General features: G+C 46.6%; 22 protein-coding genes. 10 read left to right on the top strand and 12 right to left on the bottom strand.

From position 1 onward, the window contains the following. Positions 1-192: 192 nt before the first annotated feature. The gene (gene pdsS, locus WA381_RS19165) at positions 193-2361 is read right to left on the bottom strand and encodes a proteobacterial dedicated sortase system histidine kinase (RefSeq protein WP_156087034.1); all 2169 of its coding nucleotides are present in this window, start codon (positions 2359-2361) and stop codon (positions 193-195) included. Between the two features lie 61 nt (positions 2362-2422). Beyond that, positions 2423-3112 (bottom strand): proteobacterial dedicated sortase system response regulator, encoded by a 690-nt coding sequence (gene pdsR / locus WA381_RS19160; protein WP_014951008.1) that lies wholly within the window; start codon positions 3110-3112, stop codon positions 2423-2425. 742 nt (positions 3113-3854) lie between these two features. Here pdsR and WA381_RS19155 point away from each other — a divergent pair. Genes WA381_RS19155 through trmB form a run of 3 tightly spaced genes read left to right on the top strand, consistent with a single transcriptional unit; the run spans position 3855 to position 6297 of the window. Continuing rightward, positions 3855-4787 carry an ABC transporter ATP-binding protein gene (locus tag WA381_RS19155; RefSeq protein ID WP_039226809.1) on the top strand — a complete coding sequence of 311 codons (933 nt, stop codon included), beginning with the start codon at positions 3855-3857 and terminating at the stop codon, positions 4785-4787. Between the two features lie 26 nt (positions 4788-4813). Continuing rightward, entirely contained in the window at positions 4814-5629 is an 816-nt protein-coding gene (locus WA381_RS19150) for an ABC transporter permease (RefSeq protein ID WP_014951006.1), read from the top strand. After that, positions 5629-6297 (top strand): tRNA (guanine(46)-N(7))-methyltransferase TrmB, encoded by a 669-nt coding sequence (gene trmB, locus WA381_RS19145; protein WP_156087032.1) that lies wholly within the window; start codon positions 5629-5631, stop codon positions 6295-6297. Before WA381_RS19150 ends, trmB begins: the two co-directional genes overlap by 1 nt. Before the next feature lie 96 nt (positions 6298-6393). On the opposite strand, the gene WA381_RS19140 is transcribed toward trmB, so the two are convergent. Further along, complete coding sequence (locus WA381_RS19140; protein ID WP_014951004.1) at positions 6394-7125, bottom strand: EAL domain-containing protein; 732 nt, start codon at positions 7123-7125, stop codon at positions 6394-6396. Positions 7126-7688: 563 nt separating this feature from the next. Between WA381_RS19140 and panP the strand changes: the two genes are divergently transcribed. Continuing rightward, positions 7689-9323, top strand: a complete 1635-nt coding sequence (gene panP / locus WA381_RS19135; RefSeq protein WP_156087030.1) for a pyridoxal-dependent aspartate 1-decarboxylase PanP — start codon at positions 7689-7691, stop codon at positions 9321-9323. Between the two features lie 112 nt (positions 9324-9435). On the opposite strand, the gene panC is transcribed toward panP, so the two are convergent. The 7 genes from panC to sfsA form a co-directional block, all read right to left on the bottom strand. Next, positions 9436-10287 (bottom strand): pantoate--beta-alanine ligase, encoded by an 852-nt coding sequence (panC, locus tag WA381_RS19130; RefSeq protein WP_110289378.1) that lies wholly within the window; start codon positions 10285-10287, stop codon positions 9436-9438. Between the two features lie 11 nt (positions 10288-10298). Further along, complete coding sequence (panB, locus tag WA381_RS19125) at positions 10299-11093, bottom strand: 3-methyl-2-oxobutanoate hydroxymethyltransferase (protein WP_014977593.1); 795 nt, start codon at positions 11091-11093, stop codon at positions 10299-10301. Positions 11094-11150: 57 nt separating this feature from the next. Next, a complete protein-coding gene (gene folK / locus WA381_RS19120) occupies positions 11151-11648 on the bottom strand; it encodes a 2-amino-4-hydroxy-6-hydroxymethyldihydropteridine diphosphokinase (RefSeq protein WP_156087029.1) in 498 nt (165 codons plus the stop codon). Next, entirely contained in the window at positions 11641-12960 is a 1320-nt protein-coding gene (gene pcnB / locus WA381_RS19115) for a polynucleotide adenylyltransferase PcnB (RefSeq protein ID WP_156087027.1), read from the bottom strand. Before pcnB ends, folK begins: the two co-directional genes overlap by 8 nt. 98 nt (positions 12961-13058) lie before the next feature. Continuing rightward, positions 13059-13982: a tRNA glutamyl-Q(34) synthetase GluQRS gene (gene gluQRS / locus WA381_RS19110; RefSeq protein ID WP_156087025.1), complete on the bottom strand. Its 924-nt coding sequence runs from the start codon at positions 13980-13982 to the stop codon at positions 13059-13061. A 73-nt stretch (positions 13983-14055) separates the two neighbouring features. Beyond that, on the bottom strand, positions 14056-14505 hold the full coding sequence (gene dksA, locus WA381_RS19105) for an RNA polymerase-binding protein DksA (protein WP_014950997.1): 450 nt from the start codon (positions 14503-14505) through the stop codon (positions 14056-14058). Between the two features lie 241 nt (positions 14506-14746). Beyond that, a complete protein-coding gene (gene sfsA / locus WA381_RS19100) occupies positions 14747-15463 on the bottom strand; it encodes a DNA/RNA nuclease SfsA (protein ID WP_156087023.1) in 717 nt (238 codons plus the stop codon). Positions 15464-15687: 224 nt separating this feature from the next. Here sfsA and pepB point away from each other — a divergent pair, with 224 nt between their 5' ends. Further along, positions 15688-16971, top strand: coding sequence for an aminopeptidase PepB (gene pepB, locus WA381_RS19095; RefSeq protein WP_110289375.1), 1284 nt, complete (start codon positions 15688-15690; stop codon positions 16969-16971). Between the two features lie 179 nt (positions 16972-17150). Here the strand turns inward: pepB and WA381_RS19090 are convergent, their stop codons facing one another. Next, positions 17151-17333: a hypothetical protein gene (locus WA381_RS19090; RefSeq protein ID WP_014950994.1), complete on the bottom strand. Its 183-nt coding sequence runs from the start codon at positions 17331-17333 to the stop codon at positions 17151-17153. A gap of 437 nt (positions 17334-17770) precedes the next feature. On the opposite strand from WA381_RS19090, the gene WA381_RS19085 reads away from it, so the two are divergent. After that, positions 17771-18373, top strand: a complete 603-nt coding sequence (locus WA381_RS19085) for a YhgN family NAAT transporter (RefSeq protein WP_014977587.1) — start codon at positions 17771-17773, stop codon at positions 18371-18373. Then, positions 18374-18952 (top strand): YjaG family protein, encoded by a 579-nt coding sequence (locus WA381_RS19080; RefSeq protein ID WP_014977586.1) that lies wholly within the window; start codon positions 18374-18376, stop codon positions 18950-18952. A gap of 133 nt (positions 18953-19085) precedes the next feature. Here the strand turns inward: WA381_RS19080 and rsmD are convergent, their stop codons facing one another. Continuing rightward, positions 19086-19769, bottom strand: coding sequence for a 16S rRNA (guanine(966)-N(2))-methyltransferase RsmD (rsmD, locus tag WA381_RS19075; protein ID WP_156087021.1), 684 nt, complete (start codon positions 19767-19769; stop codon positions 19086-19088). Positions 19770-19835: 66 nt separating this feature from the next. On the opposite strand from rsmD, the gene ftsY reads away from it, so the two are divergent. From ftsY to ftsX, 3 genes are read left to right on the top strand one after another with little or no spacing between them, the layout of a single operon-like run. Next, positions 19836-21512 (top strand): signal recognition particle-docking protein FtsY, encoded by a 1677-nt coding sequence (ftsY, locus tag WA381_RS19070; protein ID WP_156087019.1) that lies wholly within the window; start codon positions 19836-19838, stop codon positions 21510-21512. Positions 21513-21538: 26 nt separating this feature from the next. Next, positions 21539-22252: a cell division ATP-binding protein FtsE gene (gene ftsE / locus WA381_RS19065; protein WP_014950991.1), complete on the top strand. Its 714-nt coding sequence runs from the start codon at positions 21539-21541 to the stop codon at positions 22250-22252. Beyond that, a complete protein-coding gene (gene ftsX, locus WA381_RS19060; protein WP_156087017.1) occupies positions 22249-23229 on the top strand; it encodes a permease-like cell division protein FtsX in 981 nt (326 codons plus the stop codon). The genes ftsE and ftsX overlap by 4 nt, the downstream gene beginning before the upstream one ends. Positions 23230-23267: the final 38 nt, after the last annotated feature.

Genomic DNA, 23267 nt, shown 5'->3' with positions numbered 1-23267 from the left:
TTGATAGTGATTTGAACAACCCTATCTTGGCTCATTTGAAGCCTTTATGGGAGGAGAGGGTCCATACCATTAATCCGTATAGATAATAACCTATGTGAACTGGTATAAGGTATGTGCTCGGCTTTCGCTATCTATCTAGCAAAGTTTATTAGACTCTAACTATAGACCGAGTTGGACGTTTTTTTCATTCATTTACATCAAAGGAAAGCGTGCGCTGACGACTACACCTGTACTATCCTTCCGATTGGATAACGACAACTGACCTTTGTGGAAGGTCATTATGATATTGGCAATATAAAGTCCCAGCCCCAAGTGCGGTGAAGAGGCATTTTGCACATCGTTTTCTTTTCTCACCGACACCATAGACTGAAGCAACTGAGACCTCATTCCTTCAGGAAGAAGCGGCCCGGTATTACTAATGGTTAACTCAGCTTGCTTGTCCTTAACCGTAATACTGACTTGGATTTCACTTTCTTTTTCACTGAAATCTACGGCGTTAGCGATAACTTTATCGAACATTTGAGCCGTAAGTTCAGGGGAGCCAAGTATGCGCGCAGTATCAGCATTGTGGGTAAAACTAAAGCATCGATGGCTATAGGCATGTTCGTAACCAGCAATACACCCAGATATCACCTTAACTAAGTCGAATGGTTCTAAATCTTCTTGTTGAATGGCCTGCTCTAATCGGGTGGCTTCACTCATACTGTTTAATATTGTACTTAAGCGGTTCACCCCTGATTGCGCCCTCTCAACAAAAACGGCTTGTTGGTCGGCGTCATTCACCTGAGTCAGCATATCCAGCGACGATTTTACCACGGCAATGGGCGTTCTAAGTTCGTGAGACAAGCGAGATGCCATGTTTTCTAAATAGGAGTTGTACTGCTGTAACCGTGAAAGCACATCCGCAAATGAACGGGATAAATCACCAATTTCATCACGCTGATTTGATACCGGCAGGGTTCCAATGATTTTGCCATTATCATCTATCACCGCTTCGGTGTTATCGCGAAGGGAGCGAATGCGGTTTGAAATTCGCGTAGCGAACAGCAGTAACCCTAATGTACCTATGGTCATCACTGCTAAAATCACGTGAAAGAGCTGTTCTAACGCCCGGTTCCGCAACGTACGAATACCGTTAGTGGTTTGCTCTACAATAACCGCACCCATTACGTTGCCTTCAATAAAAATTGGGTAGGCAGCGGAGAGTACTATGGCTTTGTTATCGGGTGACAAACGCCATAGTGAATCGGGTTGGCCATTCAGCGCCGTGCCTAAATCCTGCCCTACCAATGCATAAGCATCGTCTAGTTCGTCAATAAAGTCGGCCGGTGGCCGCGTAAGAATTTGATAATAAAGTGGAAGTAACCACTCACTTTCAATCCAGTGCCAAATTGCATTTGAAGAGGTTTCTTTTTCATCTACTTCAATGCCAGAGGCCGATTGAATGTCACCAGCGCGGGCGAGTACCCGCTTGTGCTTATCTACAACCCAAACCCGGGAATCAGCATATTTTAACCCGGACAGTATGCGCTCAATTTCAGGGGAAGGGGTAATAACAGTACCTAATTCAGCGAGCTCTTTTGTATTAGCCGTACCTAACGCGTACTGCTTAAGTCGGCTTGCCCTGTCGTCCACATCGACAATTGAAAATGCTAAGCCGCCTGTGGTCATTGATAGCGGAAAGCGCAGTTCAATGTTGTAGCCCGTGGCAGTCTCTTGCCATCGGCCTTGAATAGAGAGCGCGTTCTCTACCGCCCGTGTGGTCGTTGTGTTATCTGCGAGCTTGTACGCATTTACCCAGCCACTTTCATAAGGGGCGACAACATACCTTGCTAATTCTCCCTGTGGAGTTTCCATGCCCACAAGCAGGTGGTCGCCGGTCTCCACGCTTAAACTATTGGGTTGCCGCCACAGCAGTACGTCATCACTGACTTCAAACATGGCATACAGGAATTGACCGTAGCGCCCCACCATATGCTTGAACGATAAGCTGGTAGGTTCACCCGCATAGCCATTGTAATACTCAATAACTTCGCCACTGCCATACTCACTCATTAACTCGCTGACTTGCTGCCAGTCGTTAAGTTCGCCATCCAGTCGAATGGGGGATGGGATAGGAGGCGCGTAAAGATCTGTGCCAGGACGTACGTCTTGAAGATACGCAGACTGGCTATCAAATAAAGCGGGACGCTCATGAAGTGCGGTAGCAACGGCTCGCGCCGTGCCAATCATGGTCTGTTCTTGACCGTTTCGCAGATACTGCTCAAGCTCCCACACATAGTTATAACCTAAGTAGGGAATGGTGAATAAGAACAGCGACAGCACCATAAGCTGCAGACGGATAGAAAAGCGAAATCCCATGTTTTTAGTCGGTTGCCCTTATCTTTTAATCAGACGAAACGCGGTCTTAGTCGAAAGCCCACTACAGCTGCCAGCGATATCCCATGCCGTAAACAGTGTCGATATGATCGAAGTTTGGGTCAAGCTGCACAAACTTTTTACGCATACGTTTGATATGCGAAGTAATGGTGGTGTCGTCTACCACCATTCTGGATTCATCCATTAGCTGTTGGCGGCTTTTCACATGGCCAGGGCGCTTAATAAGCGCATGCAGCATCCAAAACTCTGTTACCGTTAACAAAACGGGCTGGTTTTGCCAGCTTACCGTCATTCTCGACACGTCTACTTTTAAGTCGCCCACTTTTAGTTCATCCTTTTGCTCTGTGGGGGCAGCAAGTAAATCTGTACGCCTAAACAAGGCTGCAATGCGTGCTAGCAGGTGAGCCATGCTAATATCTTTAGTCAGATAGTCGTCTGCGCCCATCCTAAGGCCGCTGATAGTATCTACGTCGTTATCTCGTGCAGTAAAAAAGATGATAGGTAGGGTTTGTGATAGGCCTCGCAGTTGCTGACACAGCATAAAGCCCCCCTCAATTTCATCTTTCAAACCAATATCGATAATGGCTAAGTCGGGTAAGGTGTGGTTAAACGCTTCAGCAGCAGAAGGCCTGTCCTCATAGGCATTCACGCTATAGCCCTGCGCTTTAAGCGCCATAATGTAATTTTCGCGAATGGCCGCGTCATCTTCCACTAATGCAATTGTCTTTGGCATACATTAACCCGCAAATATAATTCTGATAGAGCGCACACTATACCTATGAATGACAGCTATTGCCTAAGTTCGGCATAAAATCCTCAAGCCTGCCTCATTTACGCCATATTTGAGGGGCTTATCGTGAACTTTATCTTTGGCGGCAGCCCCACACAACGTCCCGAAGCGTGGATTAACAAAACGCTTGGCGTGCAGTTTCACGTGCTAAATCTATAGGAAAGCTAAATCACCACCACATTTCCACAATTACGCGCTTTTTTTGCCATGAATAACGGGTTTAATAGTATTTGTCCGTCGAGTTTAGCGCACTGCTTTTTTTTAAGTGCCAAGCAAGATAGGCGGATTGCACTGTAGAAGCCTCTTCAAAGACTAGGAGAGGGGAAACAGTGCCGTGGAAGCGGTAAGGCTGAACTTCTACGTAAAAGTCTTAATTATCTATTCAGACTGGTATTAAGCTACCCTTTGCGCTGCGTACTACCCCAACGGTACGCGGCGCTTTTTTATTGGGGTTGAAAAAAGGCGTTTTCGCTCTCATTTAGAAGACGAAAGCTTAAACTGTTTAAAGCAACCACTAAACGCGAGTGTATTCATTTAATAGCATGAACTAGGTTACACTTCGTTGGTTGTAAGTTGTTAGCGACAGATAACTGCATCTCACTAAAGTTAATTAGGGCGTGCTGACCTTTGGTTTGCATCAAAGGTCAATACGTCTTAGTGATCACACTCTCACTACGGGCAAATCATGAAAGCGTTGGACATTAAAGGGTTAACCAAAACCTACAAAGGTGGCGTACAGGCACTAAAAGGCGTCGACCTTACAGTACAAGAAGGAGACTTCTTTGCATTACTTGGCCCAAATGGGGCGGGTAAATCTACCACTATTGGTATTATCAGTTCACTTGTAAACCAAACCAATGGCAGTGTGTCGGTGTTTGGTTATGACCTCACAACGCAAAAAGAGCAAGCCAAAGCCTGCATTGGGCTGGTGCCACAAGAGTTCAATTTCAACCAGTTTGAAACTGTACTGCAAATTGTATTGAATCAGGCAGGTTACTACGGTGTGCCGCGCAGTATTGCGAAAGAGCGCGCTAAAAAATACCTTGCCCAGCTTGACCTGTGGGAAAAACGCGATGCCCGCGCGCGTGAGCTATCGGGTGGTATGAAGCGAAGACTGATGATTGCTCGAGCACTCATGCATGAGCCGAAATTGCTTATTTTAGATGAGCCAACCGCGGGCGTAGATATTGAAATTCGCCGCTCAATGTGGGGCTTCTTAGAAGAGATTAATCGTCAGGGGATCACGATTATCCTCACTACCCACTATCTTGAAGAAGCAGAAATGCTGTGTCGCAATATCGCCATTATTAACAAGGGCACCATTGTCGAGAACACCAGCATGAAAGCTTTATTGTCTAAATTAAGCCTAGAAACCTTTGTGTTGGATATCAAAATTCCAGAGGGCATGACGACGACAGATGACCTACTAACGGGCTTTGAACACCGTTTGATTGACGACCATACCCTTGAAGTTGATGTTGAGAAAACGGAAGGATTGAACCCGGTTTTCACCCAGCTAAGTGAAAAGGGTATTCAAGTAATGAGCATGCGCAATAAATCAAACCGCCTTGAAGAGCTATTTGTGCGTTTAGTTGAATCAGCGAAGCAAGCTGGCTAAACCCACAGCAGGTAAAGGTGAAAAACATGAAAACTGAAAGTACACAAATGAACACAGAAGAAAACGTGGGTTGGTTTAAGCAAAACTATGTGGCGCTAACCACTATTTGGATAAAAGAATGCACGCGCTTTTTGCGCATATGGGTACAAACCCTTGTGCCGCCAGCTATTACAATGAGTTTGTACTTCGTGATATTCGGTAGCCTCATCGGCAACCGTATTGGCGAAATGGGCGGCTTTACTTACATGGAGTTTATTGTGCCCGGCCTTATTATGATGTCGGTGATCACAAACTCCTACGCCAACGTGTCCTCTTCATTTTTTAGTGCTAAATTTCAGCGCAATATTGAAGAGCTGTTGGTGTCACCAGTACCCACTTCGGTCATCATTCTCGGGTATGTGGGCGGCGGCGTGGCCCGCGCCATACTGATAGGTATTATCGTTACCTTAGTGTCGCTGTTTTTCGTTGATGTTCAAATACACAATTTGGGCATTATTGCGCTCACGTTGTTACTCACTTCTACCTTGTTTGCGACTGCGGGTTTAATTAATGCGGTATTTGCGAAGACCTTTGATGATATTAGCGTGGTTCCAACGTTTGTATTAACACCGTTAACTTACTTAGGTGGTGTGTTTTATTCACTTACCCTATTGCCTGAATTCTGGCAGTGGGTGAGTAAGGCGAACCCTGTTGTCTATATGGTCAACGGGTTTCGTTATGGCTTCTTGGGGGTCTCTGACGTAAATGTAACCTTGTCGCTTGCCTTGTTAGTGGGCTTTAATGCACTGCTATTTGGTGTGGCGTACTACCTACTTAAAACGGGTAAAGGTATTCGTAGCTAATGGCCAGCGGTAATTCTAGAGAAATCACAACATCGCAGGTAGGTATTCACGATAAGTTAGACGACTTAGTGAAAAAGTACCAAGCGAGTGAAAATAAGCGACCGATTAGCGACCATACACAAGCCGCGTTTGATGATGTCAGCGCGTGGCTTGATGGCTTTAGCGGCGAGATCATTTTAGATTCATGCTGCGGCGTTGGCGAAAGTACGGCGAATATTGCAAGAGCAAACCCCGATGCGCGTGTTATCGGTATCGATAAGTCGGCGCTGCGGGTGGATAAACACGAGTATTACAGTGCACAGCAAGATAACTATCGGGTCATTCGTGCCGATGTGAACGACTTTTGGCGCTTAGTAAAGCAGTCTAGTTGGAACGTGACTCAGCACTTTCTGCTGTATCCCAACCCCTATCCTAAAAAGACGCAGGTTCAAAAGCGCTGGCACGGTAGTGCGGCCATGGTGGACCTGATGGCGATCACACCTAATATTGAGGTGCGTAGCAACTGGCTTATTTATCTAATGGAATTTGCGCAAGCGGCTAAACATTACGGCATGGTATCTGATTTATCTGAAGTTACTGGCGATGATCACATGACGCCGTTTGAGCGAAAGTACCGAGGGAGCGGTCAATCGTGCTGGCAGCTTAACTGCCGTAGCGAAGAAAGCTGAGTCTGCTATAGCAGCAAGAAATACTGAAAGCTGATAAAAGTGGGGTGAGATGAAAATCTCGCCCCGTTTGTTATTCAAATTCGTATAATTCGCTTGTTAATGGCGCGCAGTGGCACTTCGCACATTCGCCATGGGCGGACTAAACACATATCCCTGTGCATAACGAATGGGCAGGCGTTTTACGCGTTCTAGATGCGCCTCATCTTCTACGTGCTCGGCAATAGTGCTTACTCCATGGCGTTCACATAGCGACAGCAGATAGTCTACATATTCCCTCACTGCCTCTTGTTCGTCATAGTGTTTAATTAGCCCGCCAGCGAGCTTAATCCCCCGAACTGGCAAGTTCATAAGCGCTCGTATGTTACCTGGGCATGATCCAACGTTGTCGATGAAAACGCCCAGCCCCACATGCATGCTTTTTTCGATAAATGCGGTAAGGCTTTTCGGATTGGATAGGGCAGTAGAAGCACTCACTTCTATACTTACACGCTCCGGCGTGGGATAGCTTGCTAAATGGGTGATGAGGGTATTAGTAAGCTCTACATTGTGAAGGTCATTGGCAGTTATATTGATGTTCCAAGGGATATTAACGTCGTGAAAATAGCTGGCACATTGCACAAACATGCTCGCTGCAAGTGTATTTACGTGTTGTTCGCGCTCTATAAGGTAGAGAAACTCGCTAGGTAAAAAAGTCTTATCACCTCGGGTTATCAAGCGTGCCAGGCACTCGTAGCGCCATACTCCTTGGCTTTGTAAGTCAACGATGGGTTGAAAATAAGGCACGATATCATCGATAGAGAAATCCTCGGAAATTTCACGAATGGGCATAAACAGACCCCCTTGCTTTGAAGCAGTACTTTATCGCAGCGATGAATGCTTGAATGTGAGTTCAATGGCTACTTAGGCTCGCAATTAGAAGATGGAAAACCAATACGAGAGACCCGTGTTGGTACTATTCATAAATTAAATATAGTAGAGACTGATAGAATTTGCGGTACAAAATTCGGGGGAATTCGTTTAAATACGTGTGCAGAGTTAACCGCTTCATAAGTTTTTTGCATGTAATAAAACGTTAATAGTCGCTTAAATGCCGTGCGCTAACCCTTGGCGAGCATTGCAATCTGATGTAAAGTGCGACACCCTGAAAGTATTGTGATAAGTTTTCAGGTTTGGCAACGAATGGACCGCGTCAACGCGCATTAGCCCAGCCGATGTACCGTTAAGGGATATGTTGGATAAATAGCTGCACCAGTCGCAAAGTAATTGTGTTGAATGCTATTTGGCTAAAAGGAAAAGTAAGTGTCAGGCCGGTGTCCTACAAAACCGCCTGTTGATTTCGCCCAATAAATGTAAGCGAAATGTGTGATTGTTTTAAGTATGAGGTGTGTTGAGTGGGTGAAGCGCAAGTTAGTTTAGAGCACCTGTTTAGGGTCTTTACCAAGCCTGAACACAAAGACTCAAAGCTGGCTCAAATAGAGCAGCATTTATCTGACAATATCTTAGATTTTTTGTCGCAGCACGTAGTGACAAAAAAGACGTCGTTAGAAGAAATTGAAAAAGACTTTTCAGACTCCAAGGTGCCTGAGTCACCCGAGTTTGTGTCTACTCATGCTGAAAGCTTGTTAGATAAGCTTGTTGCGCATTCAGTTAATACTTACTCGCCTACCTTTATTGGTCACATGACCTCAGCGTTGCCCTATTTTCACCTGCCGCTTTCTAAGTTAATGGTCGGGCTTAACCAGAACTTGGTTAAAATAGAAACGTCTAAAGCTTTCACGCCGCTAGAACGTCAAGTATTGGGTATGATGCACAACCTTGTGTACGATCAGCCTCAAAGCTTTTACGACAACCATCTACACAGTGCGGCCCATTCTTTGGGGGCATTTTGTTCTGGCGGAACCATTGCCAACATCACTGCCTTATGGGTGGCTCGCAACAAACTACTAGGCCCACAAAAAGGGTTTTCTGGCGTGGCAAAAGCAGGTCTTGCCGCTGCCTATCGTCACTACGACATTAACAATTTAGGCGTGATGTGCAGTAAACGTGGGCATTACTCGCTGTCAAAGGCAGTGGATGTATTGGGGTTAGGCCGCGAACAATTATTAACTGTGCCCGCGCCAAAGCAAACCCTAGATCCAGCAAAAGCCCTTCGCATTGGCAAACGTTATCAAGAGGAAGGCAATAAGCTTCTTGCTATCGTTGGGGTAGGCGGCACCACCGAAACAGGGCACGTAGACCCACTAGACGAGCTTGCTGACGTAGCCAAAGAGTTAGGCTGCTGGTTCCATGTAGACGCAGCCTGGGGCGGCGCTACGCTGTTCTCGGCGCGCTACCGCGACAGACTAAAAGGTATTGAGCGCGCAGACTCAGTGACTATTGATGCACATAAGCAGATGTACGTGCCAATGGGCGCAGGAATGGCGCTTTTCAAAGACCCACAAAATGCCAATGCGGTAAGACATCACGCGCAATATATTTTGCGTGCAGGCTCTAAAGACTTAGGTGCTACAACGCTGGAAGGCTCCCGAAACGGTATGGCCATGATGGTGTACTCGGCGCTGCATATATTCGGTCGCAAAGGGTACGAGCTACTAATTGATCGCAGCATTGATAAAGCCAAAGACTTTGCGCAGATGATTGATAAAGCCCAAGACTTTGAATTGACGACCACACCTATTCTATCACTGTTGACCTATCGGGTTTGTCCCGCTGAAGTGCAGGAAAAGCTGAAGCATGTGAATGCTAAAACCCGCAACGCTATTAATGAGAAGGTTGATGCCCTTGTTGTTGCGGTACAAAAGCAGCAGCGTGAAGCAGGTAAGTCTTTTGTGTCTCGTACTCGCCTGGAAGCGCCGGATTACCCTTCCCAGTGTATTACCGTGTTTCGCGTAGTGTTAGCGAATCCGCTTACTAGCCATAACGACTTGGCCGCAATTTTGGCTGAGCAACACTTAATTGCGAAAGAGACACAGGTTTGGAAAGAGCTAATGGATTTCGTTCGCGAAACAGAAACCGTTGCGTCTTAAAGACTTCAGCAGCAACAAATAAAAAAACGCCCGATACAGGCTCTGTTTAGGAGTCATGCATCGGACTTTTTCTCTTGTAGTTCGAGACTATCCGCGAGGATTGGTATTACGCTTAATCTCGCGTAATTTGCATATTATCAATTAAGCGTGTCTTACCCATAAACATAGCAACAAGCAGAACTAATTCTTTGTCGCTATCGTTAGCTGGTTCAAAGGTGGCGGCGTTAACTACCTGACAGTAGTCTTTCTTAAAGCCTTTTGCTTCAAGGTTACTGACCATGGCATTTTCAAGCTGAACAAAGTCGGTGTTACCACTTTCTATGCCCGCTTTTAAGCGCTGCATTTCTGCAAAAATAGCACTCGCCGTCGCTTTTTCAGTGTCTGTCAGGTAGCCATTTCTAGAGCTCATTGCTAGGCCTGACGTCTCGCGTTCAGTAGAAACCCCGTGAACCTTCACTGCCATTGATAAATCGCGAGCTAACGCGCGAATAACTTGTAGCTGCTGGAAGTCTTTTTCACCAAAAAACGCATCGTCGGGCTGTACCATGTTGAAAAGCTTGGTCACCACGGTAGCGACGCCGCGAAAATGGCCAGGGCGACTGGCGCCACAGTGCGAGTCTGAAATACCGGGCACTTCAACGAACGTCTGCGCATCCAGACCTGCCGGATACATTTCCGCTACGCTAGGTAAAAACACCGCGTCAGCACCCACAGAAATAAGCTTAGCTTTATCTTCTTCGATAGTGCGTGGATAGGCGTCTAAATCTTCGTTCGCACCAAATTGCATGGGATTAACAAAAATGCTAACCACCACTTTGTCGTTGTGCGCTTTCGCTTTTTTAACTAGTTTGAGATGACCATCGTGCAGGTTGCCCATAGTGGGTACAAAACCTACGGTTTCACCATTACGTCGCCATGCGTTCACCGTGCTGCGTAATGCTGAAATACTATCAACCACCTTCATAATTTACCTCGTTACTCGAAGCTGTGTTCAGCCGATGGGAACGCACCGCTTTGCACATCTTCAATATATTTTGATACGGCTTTGCGCATATCGCCGGTTTCTACAAGGTAGTTCTTTGAGAACTTCGGCATATAGTTTGCGCTGATGCCAAACATGTCGTGCATCACCAGAATTTGACCGTCGGTATCTTTGCCTGCGCCTATACCGATTACCGGTATGGTTAGGGCTTCGCTAACCGCTTTGCCTAGCGATGAAGGCACGCACTCAAGCACTAATAACTGAATACCGGCTTCTTCCAACGCTTTCGCTTCGCTAAGCAGTTTTTCAGCTTGGCTCGCTTCGCGGCCTTGAACTTTAAAACCACCGAAAACGTGCACTGACTGAGGCGTTAAGCCTAAATGGCCACACACAGGTACGCCACGCAGGTTTAAGCCTTTGATGGTGTCGCACAACCAGCTTCCACCTTCCATCTTAACCATACTTGCACCTGCAGCCATAAGCTTTGCTGCATTGGCGTAGGTTTGCTCAGGAGTGGCGTAAGACATAAACGGCATATCGGCTAATACGAAGGCGCGTTCAGTGCCGCGACGCACACTTTTCGTGTGGTAGGCAATGTCATCGATGGTTACCGGTAGGGTGTCGTCTTCACCTTGAAGGACCATGCCTAAAGAGTCGCCAATAAGAAGGGCGTCAACGCCTTGTTCGTCGAACATTTTGGCGAAGCTGGCGTCGTAAGCGGTTAAAGAGGTGATCTTTTCCCCGGCCTGCTTTTTCTTAAGCAAGCCCGATACAGTTACTTTCTTCATGACATGTCTCAGATTGATATTGTTGGTATCGTGTGGCGAACTATACGGATTTTGCCGCTAATTGGAAGAGCGCAGGCGACGAAGTCCATCCAGCGAGCAGTTAGCGACCCATGCCGAGATGGGTTTGCCATCTTGCATAACCATATTGGGCGCAATTTCAAACAGCGGCACCATAACGAACTCGCGTTCTGCCATGCCGTAATGGGGAATGATTAAGTCTGCGGTGTCGATAGTTTCGCTGCCGTACAACAAAATATCCAAATCCAACGTGCGTGGTCCCCAGCGCTCACCTTTGCGCTCACGGCCTTCTTCCAGCTCTATGCGTTGCAACTGCTTCAATAAGCCGTGGGGCTTTAACGAGGTCTCAATTAAGCACACCGCGTTAATATAGTCAGGTTGGTCTTGCGGCCCCATCGGTTTACTGGAATAAAGTGAAGAGGTTTTAAGTACGCGGGTGTCTTCTATTTGACCTATCGCATCAAACGCGCGCTGGGCTTTTCCTTGGCTATCGCCGAGGTTGCTACCTACACCAATGTACACGTGCTCTTTATGCATCAGGACCTCGCTTCGCTGGTTTACGCTTGCGCTTACGCGGGGCACCTTTTGCGCCGCCTTCGCTTTTGCGAAGGGCGTTAAGCATGCCTTTCTGCTTACCGTTGTCAGCGTGCTGGAAGTGCGTCCACCACTGAGCTAGCTCTAATAGATCGCCACCTTCAATTTGGCCTCGGGCAAGCAAAAAGTCATAGCCTGCTCTAAATTTAGGGTGCGTAAGCAATTGGAAAGCGCGACGGCCAAAGCGCTTAGGTAGACGTTGCTGTAAAATCCAGATGTCCCGAACCACGGTAGAGAAGCGTTTAGGGATCATAATACGTTGTGTTTGACGTGCGATGACCTCGCCTGACGCAATATTAAATGCATCGTGAGCATTTAAGCCAGACTCGCTTTGTAAGCGTTGTGACTCTTCTTCAACCGGATACCAGAGTAGTGCGGCATAAAGGAACGCTGGCGTAACACGCTGGTCGCTATTAATGCGCTGGTCGGTATTGGCAAGTACGCGACGTACAAACTGCATTTCACGGCTGTTTTCATCTTTCAAAAACGGCGTTAGCTGAGGGAACAAAGGCTCGATTAAGCCGTATTCGTGCAGCATTAAGAAAGTTTCTTCTCCCTTACCCGATAAAAACAGTTTAAGGGTTTCTTCAAACAAGCGCGCAGGTGGAATGTTCTGTAAAAGGTTGGCCAGAGATTTAATCGGTGCAGCGGTTTTTGCTTCAATGCGCATGCCAAGCTTAACGGCAAAGCGCACCGCACGTAACATGCGTACCGGATCTTCACGGTAGCGTGTTTCCGGGTCGCCAATAAGCTCAACTTCTCTTTTTTCTATGGCGGCTAAGCCATTAGCGAAGTCTTTTACCGTAAAGTCTGCCACGCTGTAATACATGGCGTTAAAGGTAAAGTCACGGCGTTCAGCATCTTCTTCAATGGTGCCGAATACGTTATCGCGTACTAATTGACCGTGAGCGTCGCGCTTTGCGACAGCCTTGCCTTTGGGAAGGTTTTCGTCTTCGTCCGTCTCTTGGTGATGCCCGCGGAACGTGGCTACTTCAATGATTTCACGGCCAAACACAATGTGGGCCAAACGAAAGCGCCTGCCGATAAGGCGGCAATTTCTGAACAAGCCTTTAATTTGTTCAGGTGTGGCGTTCGTCACCACGTCGAAATCTTTTGGTTCGTGACCCATCAAAATGTCGCGTACACAGCCTCCTACCAAATAGGATTCGAAGCCAGCTCCATTAAGGCGATACATTACTTTTAATGCATTTGCGCTTACGTCTTCGCGAGATATACCGTGTTCTCCACGGGTCATAGTCCTTGGCTTTAAAGCGTTAGGAGACGAACTCTCTTTTGAAAAAGCGCGCTTAACAGATTTAAAAACACGATGAATGATGATGGTATCTCCGCAGACTATAAAGGTTCGCTATAATAAGTGGATTCATGCTGTGGAACAATAATTTCGGGTGTTTTCACTACTTTTTTCCTATTCCACATTGAAATAGCCGTCTTAAGCGCCGAATCAATATCACCAAATTCTGAGGCATTTGGAAAGGAAAAGCCTAAAAAGTGCATCACACGCACGAGATTATCTAAAGCTGTTTCGTTTTTAACTGGCGCTGCACGGTTTTGTTTACTTAGTTTTCTGCCTGGTGCCACGGCAGCGACCGGCACGTGACCGTATTCAGGAGTAGAATAGCCCAGCGTGTGATATACGGCGCGCTGTAAAGGCGTGACATCAATTAAATCACACCCTCTAATGACATGGTTAACTTGCTGAAATACGTCATCTAAAATCACGACAAGGTTATACGAAAATAAGCCGTCTCGACGTTTCAGTACTACGTCTTCGGCTATTAAATCGGAGCTTGAATTAGAGGGCATAACTTTGCCCATAAGCACGTCATCAAAGGCTTCAAGTTGAGTATCTACTTTTAAACGAACTGCACAATCCTGTGTGTTGGAGTGCACTGGCTCAGTTCGACAGTGGCCGTTATAAACACCGCCCATGGCTTTAATTTGCTTACGTGTGCAGGTACAAAAATAGGCTTTTTGTTGTGTAAGTAAGTCATCGAGAACCGCTTGATAACGGGCATGTTGTTGGCTTTGATAGATGACGTCGCCGTCCCAATACAGGCCGTGGGCTTCTAGGGTAGTGAGTATGTCTTTATCTACACCTTTAATACAGCGCGGCTCGTCTATATCTTCCATACGTAGCAGCCATTTTCCGTTATGGCTTTTGGCATCTAGGTAGCTGGCAACAGCGGTAACTATCGAACCGAAGTGAAGTTGGCCGGATGGAGAGGGAGCAAAGCGCCCTACATAGTGGTTATGCATAATAAAGGCTTAACAAAAAGCCCCATCTTTTCGGGATGAGGCTTTCTATATCAACGTAATCGAGGCTAGTAACTTAACCTTGAAGTTGTTTTTCTTTAATTTCAGCCATGGTCTTACAGTCGATACATAAATCTGCTGTAGGACGAGCTTCTAAGCGACGAATACCAATTTCGATACCACACTGGTCACAGAAGCCGAAATCGTCTTCTTCAATTCGCTTAAGCGTTTTTTCAATTTTCTTTATTAGCTTACGCTCACGGTCACGTGTACGTAACTCAAGGCTGAACTCTTCTTCTTGAGCTGCACGGTCTACAGGATCAGGGAAGTTTGCTGCTTCATCCTTCATGTGCGTTACTGTACGGTCAACTTCTTCACGAAGTTGGTTGCGCCATGCTTTAAGCAATAGACGGAAGTGCTCCATTTGGGGCTCGCCCATGTACTCTTCGTCAGCTTTTGGCTCGTACGGCTGTAAACCTGCCAGCGCTAATAGTCCTAGGGATTTTGTTTCTTTTCCTGTTGGCATCTGCCACATCTCCTACACTACGACATCCATCTTGTCCTGATTGGACCGATATCTATATCAGACTCGACAACTTCAGGCAATCAATCGTGTCTATGTAATTATTATGCTGGTGTATTGCTTTCATAAATTAGCCAGGTGTTTTTTCATTTAGCCCGCTGGCTACCAGCAAACGCATTAGTGCGTTCTCCCACTAAAACAAGGCGCAAATATGAAGGCGAAATGAAAAAAATCAACCTATTTTTTATAAAATCAAAGGGAGTGTTTGATTTAATAGGATTTTTTGTTCGTCTATTCTACAGCTTGCCGCCAAAACCGTTACGCCAGCGTTTGCGGCAATCTTTACGCTTTCTGCATAAGTTGGATCAATATGCTCGGCCACTTGTACACTTTCGATGGCGGTGTGTTGTACGCAGAATAACAGATTGGTTTTTATACCACTGTCAGATAAACGAGCAAGTTCTAAACAGTGCTTCGCGCCGCGTTGAGTGACTGCGTCGGGGAAGAACCCTTTGTTTTCATCCGCTAAGGTGACGGATTTAACTTCCATATACTCAGTAACACTCTGATGTTCAACATTTTTTCGGGTTAATGCAAAGTCGAACCGGCTATTGGCGGTTGGCGGTGTTACTTCTGCTTTCCAATCTGTGATGTCTGAAAATTCGCTTAGCACCTTGTTATCTAGCGCTTCCGCCACCAGTTTATTAGCATTGTGCGTATTGATGCCGATGAAGTGACCATCAAATGTTTGGGCTAGCTCCCATGTATACTTGAGTTTTCGATTTGGGTTGGTGGATTCACTTAAAAAGACAGTGTATCCAGGAACAGCACAGCCAGTCATAGCGCCAGTATTTGGGCAATGTGCAGTTACAATAGTGCCGTCGTCTAACTCAACATCGGCAAGAAATCGCTTGTACCTTTTTATAAGGGTGCCGCGTAATAAGGAAGGTGAAAACTTCATGTGTCGCCTTTTTTAGAATGTAGGTGAAAACACGTTAGTGTGTTTCGCTAATTGATATGTGTGCTTTTGAACGAGCACGTATAGCGTATGCGCTTAGCGAACAAAGCGTATGTGGTTAGCGAACAACAAGCGCAGTAAACAAGGCGCCAAAGAGTAACAAACATTTGTGCAAGCGCAAAAAGCGCTTTGCAATAATATAACGATGTAATAAGGAATAAAACGCGATGGCAGAATTTACCGTTAGCCTTTCTAGAAACAGTGCTGAAGCAGTGTGGGGCGAGAGTGCTAAGCTTTCTTTCACTGAATCAGGTGCAGTTATTCACCTGCCTGACGACAAGCTTAATGAGCGTTTAATTCAGCAAGCGGCAAGAAAGCTAGATGGCTTAAGCCTGCCAGCAGTTACGCTAAGCGGCGATTGGCACAAAGAGCAGCAGTGGGCTTTTGCACTTAGCTTCACGCGTGCCCGCAAACCAGCGTCAATAAAATGGGCCGAAACGGCTGACAAAGAAGCGCTAGAGCAAGAATATGCGGCGTTACTATTTACCCGTCAGCTGGTAAACGAAACACCTGAAGATCTAAGCCCTGAAACCTTAGCAACCCGAGCAGCACAGTGGCTTAAGTCACTGGGTGGTGACAAGGTAACCTACTCAATGACGGTAGGTGAAGATCTTAAAGAGCAGGGCTGGATTGGCATTTATAATGTGGGCCGCGGTAGTGAACGTCCGCCTGCAATGCTGGTACTTGATTACAACCCAACAGGTAATACGGATGCGCCAGTTGATGCCGTGCTAGTTGGAAAAGGCATCACCTTCGACAGCGGTGGCTACAGCATTAAATCAAGCGAAGGCATGTTAGATATGAAATGTGACATGGGCGGCGCTGCGACGGTAACAGGGGCATTAGGGCTATCTATTTCTCAAGGCAGTGAAAAGCGTATTCAGCTTATTTTGTGCTGTGCAGAAAACCTTATTAGCGGTCACGCTTATAAGTTGGGTGATGTGCTTACCTACAAAAATGGGGTAACCGTTGAAGTGGTTAATACCGATGCTGAAGGACGTTTAGTGTTGGCTGATGGCCTTATGGCGGCAACGGAAACGGGCGCACCGTTGATTATTGATGCAGCAACGCTAACCGGTGCTGCAGTGGTTGCACTGGGTTCTGACTACCATGGCGTATTCTCGTTAGATGATAATGCCCGCGAACAAATGCTTAAAGCAGCAAAGGCAGAAAACGAACGTTTTTGGCCGCTACCACTTGAAGATTTCCACGCAGAGCGCTGTCCATCGGCGTTCGCAGATACAGCAAACAGTCGCCCGATGAAAGGTGGCGGTGGTGGCGGTGCATCAAACGCTGCGGGCTTCTTATCACGCTTTGTTAAGCCAGAAGGCTGGGTACATTTGGATTTAGCCGCTGCTTACCATGGCGGGGCAACATCTGAAATGCCGGTAGGGGCAACAGCGAAAGGTATTCGCTCAATTGCGAGAATGCTGAAAGACTTCAGTGCATAAATAAAATAGCGTTCGACGCCCTAACGGCTGTCGAACGCTGCTCTATTTTTAAACGTCGCACGTTGTGCCACGTGGATGTGTAGAGGCAAAGCGAATAACGTTACTTGAACTAACGTCGCTTCGCGCAAAAAAATAAAAAGGGCGTGACTTTGCAAAAAATCACGCCCTTTTTCTGTAAATTAGATCCCGCCTAAACGCTCAGCTAGCGTTTTATAGCGTTCAACGTCGCCACTGTCGAAAAGTGGGTTACCGTCGGTGTCTTTATCTTTCGAAACCAAAAGGCTTTCACGCTCAAGGCGCTCTACGCGCACTTCTTGTACGCCAAGAAAAGCAGCCACTTCTTTAACAGTCATCAAACTCATTGCAATATTTCCTATTTTTGGTTGTTCTTATTGAGGATTAACAGGTTCCAACGCCGAACAATGCGCAGAACAAAACGTTAAACAAAATGATGTTACTCACTATTACATCAAAAGCTCTGGAGATAAGACATTATCCAAAAGGTGTAGAAAAAGCCAATTGGGCTGTTTGAATTCTGACCGTGAATAAGGCGAAAACACCGCTTAGAAATGACAAACACTTCTCCCTACGCTTTAGTAAAGCGCACTTTCGTTATTTTTCGAGTATTTTTTGCAGGCTCTAGATAAATGAAAAACAATCATGCCTTAAAAGGTGTTTTTAACTAAGTCAGCTTGGTTTACCATTGCGCGCCTAAAACGACCATCTGTAAGAACTTTGAGTTATACTCAATGGTTTACGCGCAAACGGGCTTAGCCTCACAACCGGAGACAGTAAAAAAATGGATACTTGGTCTGCTGCCATCATGCTCTTTTTGATCATGGATCCCTTAGGTAACCTCCCTGTGTTCATGTCGGTACTCAAATCGATAGAACCAAAGCGTCGTCAAGTCATCCTAATTCGAGAATTATTATTTGCTCTTGGCATCCTGTTTCTCTTTTTGTTCAGTGGCCAATCGGTTCTCAATTTTCTGAACGTGGAACAAGAGACAGTAAGTATCGCTGGGGGAATTATTCTGTTCCTTATTGCGCTTAAAATGATTTTTCCATCATCGGGCAACCCCAGTGGATTAGCTGTAGGTGAAGAACCTTTTCTAGTACCTCTAGCTATTCCTATGATAGCGGGCCCTTCAACGCTGGCTGCGCTTATTCTTCTTGCCAACCAAGCGCCAGACAGAATGGCTGACTGGTCGATTGCGCTTGCGGCTTCATGGTCGATAAGCGCAGTGATCTTACTATTTTCAAATGTGTTCCATAAAATTCTGGGGGAGCGCGGTCTAGTTGCGATGGAGCGATTAATGGGTATGATCCTAGTTATGATTGCTATCCAAATGTTGCTGGATGGCGTTACCCAATATTTCATGCATGCCACTGGAGCCCTTTAAATGGCAAAGCAAAAACTTAATACCTTTGGGCGCGTTCGCGCCTTGGAAGGCTGGAAAGCCGTTGCATTCGGTGCTGCATTACTTGAGCGTATGCTACCCAACTACACGCTTTTCTGTGAATTAACGGAAAGTGGTGATGCAAGCGCATTGCGCAACTGTTTGAATTTGGTGTGGGAAACGTTGAAATCACCCAAGAGCAAATTCAACATTGCGGTACAGCTTGAGAAAGTTGAAGTGGCTACACCTGATACCAGTGAGCATGACAACTATGGCGTTTATCCAGCAATTGATGCAGCTATTGGTCTAGCTGGTTTGCTAAATTTGATGGCAGGCGACGATCCGCAAGGCGCAGTGGTCATCAGCAAGTTATCGCAAGGCAGCGTAGAAGCCTATTTGCTAGAAAGCGAAGAAGCCGATGACGAGACTGTAAAAGGGCATCCGCTGATGGAGTTTGAAGTTGAGGTACAAAACGAATTGCTTGATTATGTAGAGCAAGCCAAATACCCAGCGAAAGCGGCAGATGAAATGAAAGCACTTGCCTTGGAAGCTGGAATCTCCAATATTGGTCTTGAGCTTTAATGACAACGCAACTTGATCTTGCTTAGGTAAAACGAGCAACAGATCCTTAGCTCTTATGCTCAATAAAAGCCGTGTACTTAGTTAAAGGTCACGGCTTATCTCTCCTCAATTGAGGCACTTCAATCGTTATCAATCAACATATCTCAATTAGCATATAGCGCAGCGCGCTAGTTTGTTTGTCTTTAATAATTTGCCAATGGGCGGGGAGAGCGGGCGTTGTTAGCGCACTTTCGTGCTCTAAATACACCACGCTACCACTATGAACAAGTTTGTTATCTTCTAGCGCAGCCAGCGTAGGTGCTACCAATGATTTCGCAAAAGGCGGATCGACAAAAATAATATCGTAAGGCGCTTGGCTGATGCCTTTTAAAATACCTAGTGCGTCCCCTTGATGAACGGTTGCTGACGCCAGTTCATTTGCTTTTAATAAGGTAAGATTACTTTTAAGCTGGCTTGCTGCCTGTTTATCCAGCTCTATAAAATCACAATGTGCTGCATAGCGAGACAGAGCTTCTAAACCTAGTCCACCAGAACCCGCAAATACATCCAAGCAGCGTGCATCGTTTATGTACGGCATTAACCAGTTAAACAAGGTTTCTTTGTTTCTGTCTGTAGTTGGCCTTAACCCTTCTGCATTGAGTACGGGTAACTTTCTACCACGCCATTGGCCACCGATAATGCGTATTTGCCCAGGACTATTTGTGCTTTGGGTTTTCCCTGATTTTTTCCCTTTTTGGGATGAATAAGGTTTTTTTGCAGAAGATGGTGCCCGAGTAGGGCGAGAAACTCGCTTCATAGTGGCTGACAATGGTATCATGCGTTCATACATTAGGCGGCAAGTGTAGCCGAAATTGCTAAGAATTTATAAGGATTTGTCCTAACGATGTCGAAACTTTTTGGCTGGTTCAGTAAGAACAAAAAAGCAGATAAACAAAAAGCCCAAGCGGAAGAAGCTCGCTTACAGGCAGAAGCTGAAGCAAAGGCGAAGGCGCAAGCGGAAGAAGAGGCCCGCGCTAAGGCAGAAGCTGAAGCACAGGCGAAGGCTCAAGCGGAAGAAGAGGCCCGCGCTAAGGCAGAGGCTGAAGCAAAGGCGAAGGCACAAGCGGAAGAAGAAGCTCGTGCAAAGGCAGAAGCTGAAGCACAGGCGAAAGCCCAAGCGGAAGAAGAAGCTCGCGCAAAGGCAGAAGCTGAAGCGCAGGCGAGGGCTAAAGCTGAAGAAGAAGCGCGTGCAAAGGCAGAAGCTGAAGCACAGGCGAAAGCCCAAGCGGAAGAAGAAGCCCGCGCAAAGGCAGAAGCTGAAGCAAAGGCGAAGGCACAAGCGGAAGAAGAGGCCCGCGCTAAGACAGAAGCTGAAGCACAGGCGAAGGCGCAAGCGGAAGAAGAAGCTCGCGCAAAGGCAGAAGCTGAAGCACAGGCGAAGGCTAAAGCCGAAGAAGAAGCGCGCGCAAAGGCAGAGGCTGAAGCACAGGCGAAAGCCCAAGCGGAAGAAGAAGCCCGCGCAAAGGCAGAGGCTGAAGCACAGGCGAAGGCGCAAGCGGAAGAAGAGGCTCGCGCAAAGGCAGAGGCTGAAGCGCAAGCTAAAGCCAAAGCCGAAGAAAAGCCGAAAGAGAAAAAGTCGTTATTCGCACGTTTAAAAGAAAGCCTATCTCGTACAAAAGAGAATTTAGGTAGCGGCATAGTAAGCCTGTTTAAAGGCAAAACCATTGATGATGAGCTCTATGAAGACCTTGAAACTCAGCTGTTAGTCGCTGACGTGGGCATGGATACTACGCAAAAAATCATCGATCACCTAACCGATAGTGCTTCTCGAAAAGATTTAAAAGATGCCGAAGCCTTGCTGGAGATCATGAAGCAGCAAATGTCGGGAATGTTGTCTCAAGTGAATCAGCCTCTGTCAGAAGTGATGCAGGCCCATGATTCCAGTGAAGGTCCGTTCGTTATCTTAATGGTTGGCGTAAATGGCGTAGGTAAAACCACGACTATTGGTAAGCTGGCTAAGCAGTTCCAGCAAGAAGGTAAGAAAGTGATGCTTGCTGCGGGTGATACCTTTAGAGCGGCGGCGGTTGAACAGCTTCAAGTATGGGGCGAGCGCAACGATATTCCGGTTATCGCACAGCACACTGGCGCTGACAGTGCATCGGTACTTTACGATGCACTAGAAGCAGCAAAATCGCGCGGCACAGATATCCTTATTGCCGACACGGCAGGGCGCCTGCAGAATAAGAACAACTTGATGGAAGAGCTTAAGAAAGTGGTTCGCGTAATGAAGAAAATTAATCCGAATGCGCCTCACGAAGTTATGCTTACATTGGATGCAGGTACAGGGCAAAACGCCATTAGCCAAGCCAAGTTGTTTAACGAAGCCGTGGGCTTAACAGGCATCACACTAACCAAGTTAGACGGTACAGCGAAAGGCGGCGTTATATTCTCTATTGCCGATAAGTTTAAAATTCCTATAAGGTATATAGGTGTTGGCGAAAGTATTGATGATTTACGCCAGTTTGATGGACAAGAATTTATTGATGCGTTGTTTAGCGAAATGGACACACCTGAAAGCTAAAACCAGCAAAGCGGTAGGGAAAAATAATGATAAAGTTTGAGCAGGTAAGCAAAACTTATCCGGGCGGACAACGTGCGCTAAGCAAGGTGAATTTTCATATTGCGCCGGGTGAAATGGCCTTTTTAACAGGGCATTCTGGCGCAGGAAAAAGCACGCTACTTAAACTTATCAGCCTAATGGAGCGCCCAACAGTAGGGCGCGTTCTTATTAATGGCCACGACCTTAACGCCATTACCCGTCGAGATATTGCCTATATACGCCGCGATATCGGCATGATCTTCCAAAGTCACCAGCTGCTAATGGACAAGTCGGTTTTTGACAACGTGGCGTTACCGCTAGTCATTGAGGGTTACACCCACAAAGAAATTCGCAAGCGCGTAGAAGCTGCGCTTGAAATGGTAGGGCTAAGAGATAAAGCGCGTTGCCTGCCTATTACGTTGTCTGGTGGTGAGCAGCAGCGAGTGGGGATCGCGCGAGCAGTAGTAAATAAACCCCCGTTACTGCTGGCAGACGAACCGACCGGTAACCTCGACCCCAAGCTTTCTATGGAAATTATTCGTCTTTTCGAAGACTTCAATCAAGCGGGCGTGTCAGTACTTATTGCAACCCATGATTTAGGGCTGATTGCTCGCATGCGTTATCGCACGCTGACCCTCAAAAATGGTCAAATGATCACCGATGGCCTTACTGATGATCTTGATGGCACAAGTTCAGCCAGCAGTGAAGGAGCCTGGTCATGAGTATTTTGTTTAAAGGGCGTGCAAAAGGGGCGTCTTCTGCCAAAGTGGGCTTTATTCAATCTATTGTGATGTTCTTTGTCAGCCATGTGCGCCAAGCGCTGGCGAGTCTTGGAGAGCTGTGGCGTCAGCCGCTGGCATCTTTAATGACTATTGGGGTACTAGGCCTGAGTATTACGCTACCTAGTACGCTTTATATCATGGTGAAAAATACTGAGAAAATTACAGCAGGCTGGGATCAGGCTTCAGAAATATCTCTGTTTTTAAAGCCAAATATCAACGCGGCAAGTTCGCAACAGCTGGTGGCACGATTAAACAGCTGGTCTGAAATAGACAGCGTTGTTTATATTCCAGCGGATGATGCGCTTAAAGAATTTCAGCACTTGTCAGGATTGGGCGATGCCATCGCCTATCTAGAGAAAAACCCACTGCCTGATGTAGTACTAGTAACGCCAAACGAAAAACACGCGTCACCGACGGCAGCCAAAGCACTGCTAGATAAGCTGCGACAGCAGCGTGAAGTTGATATTGGCAAACTGGATATCGAATGGTTAGAGCGACTATATGCCGTTATCGATATTGCTAGAGACTTGGTTACGCTAATAGGATTACTACTTTTCATCGCCGTTGTACTAATTATTGGTAACACCATTCGTCTGAATATTTTGAACAAGTATGACGAAATCGTGGTGATGAAGCTGGTTGGCGCAACCGATGCGTTTATCCATCGCCCGTTTTTATATACAGGCTTCTGGTATGGCCTATTGGGCGGACTAATGGCGTGGTTTGCCGTTATTATCATACTATGGTGGATGGACAGCAGCATCACTACGTTTGCCGCTATGTATCAGAAGGATTTCAACATTACCGGATTAACCGGTTCTGCATTGCTGACTATGCTGGGACTATCGGTGCTGCTCGGTTTACTGGGCTCACTTATCTCTGTGCAGCGTCATGTAAGGGAAATAGAGCCCAAGTAGTCGTAGACGTGAGTATACTTACACGCCTACAGTGCGAA

Source organism: Alteromonas sp. CH_MED4-4 (assembly GCF_037029575.1).
Taxonomy (GTDB): domain Bacteria; phylum Pseudomonadota; class Gammaproteobacteria; order Enterobacterales; family Alteromonadaceae; genus Alteromonas; species Alteromonas macleodii.
This window is presented reverse-complemented; position numbering and strand designations above follow the sequence as displayed.

Coding starts and splice junctions, on each gene's coding strand:
- folK (WP_156087029.1), bottom strand. CDS start 11,648: ATGCATAAAGAGCACGTGTACATTGGTGTAGGTAGCAACCTCGGCGAT.
- WA381_RS19090 (WP_014950994.1), bottom strand. CDS start 17,333: ATGAGTTTGATGACTGTTAAAGAAGTGGCTGCTTTTCTTGGCGTACAA.
- rsmD (WP_156087021.1), bottom strand. CDS start 19,769: ATGATACCATTGTCAGCCACTATGAAGCGAGTTTCTCGCCCTACTCGG.
- WA381_RS19080 (WP_014977586.1), top strand. CDS start 18,374: ATGGCAAAGCAAAAACTTAATACCTTTGGGCGCGTTCGCGCCTTGGAA.
- WA381_RS19085 (WP_014977587.1), top strand. CDS start 17,771: ATGGATACTTGGTCTGCTGCCATCATGCTCTTTTTGATCATGGATCCC.
- ftsE (WP_014950991.1), top strand. CDS start 21,539: ATGATAAAGTTTGAGCAGGTAAGCAAAACTTATCCGGGCGGACAACGT.
- ftsY (WP_156087019.1), top strand. CDS start 19,836: ATGTCGAAACTTTTTGGCTGGTTCAGTAAGAACAAAAAAGCAGATAAA.
- panB (WP_014977593.1), bottom strand. CDS start 11,093: ATGAAGAAAGTAACTGTATCGGGCTTGCTTAAGAAAAAGCAGGCCGGG.
- ftsX (WP_156087017.1), top strand. CDS start 22,249: ATGAGTATTTTGTTTAAAGGGCGTGCAAAAGGGGCGTCTTCTGCCAAA.
- pcnB (WP_156087027.1), bottom strand. CDS start 12,960: ATGACCCGTGGAGAACACGGTATATCTCGCGAAGACGTAAGCGCAAAT.
- panC (WP_110289378.1), bottom strand. CDS start 10,287: ATGAAGGTGGTTGATAGTATTTCAGCATTACGCAGCACGGTGAACGCA.
- gluQRS (WP_156087025.1), bottom strand. CDS start 13,982: ATGCATAACCACTATGTAGGGCGCTTTGCTCCCTCTCCATCCGGCCAA.
- WA381_RS19140 (WP_014951004.1), bottom strand. CDS start 7,125: ATGCCCATTCGTGAAATTTCCGAGGATTTCTCTATCGATGATATCGTG.
- trmB (WP_156087032.1), top strand. CDS start 5,629: ATGGCCAGCGGTAATTCTAGAGAAATCACAACATCGCAGGTAGGTATT.
- WA381_RS19155 (WP_039226809.1), top strand. CDS start 3,855: ATGAAAGCGTTGGACATTAAAGGGTTAACCAAAACCTACAAAGGTGGC.
- WA381_RS19150 (WP_014951006.1), top strand. CDS start 4,814: ATGAAAACTGAAAGTACACAAATGAACACAGAAGAAAACGTGGGTTGG.
- pepB (WP_110289375.1), top strand. CDS start 15,688: ATGGCAGAATTTACCGTTAGCCTTTCTAGAAACAGTGCTGAAGCAGTG.
- dksA (WP_014950997.1), bottom strand. CDS start 14,505: ATGCCAACAGGAAAAGAAACAAAATCCCTAGGACTATTAGCGCTGGCA.
- pdsS (WP_156087034.1), bottom strand. CDS start 2,361: ATGGGATTTCGCTTTTCTATCCGTCTGCAGCTTATGGTGCTGTCGCTG.
- sfsA (WP_156087023.1), bottom strand. CDS start 15,463: ATGAAGTTTTCACCTTCCTTATTACGCGGCACCCTTATAAAAAGGTAC.
- pdsR (WP_014951008.1), bottom strand. CDS start 3,112: ATGCCAAAGACAATTGCATTAGTGGAAGATGACGCGGCCATTCGCGAA.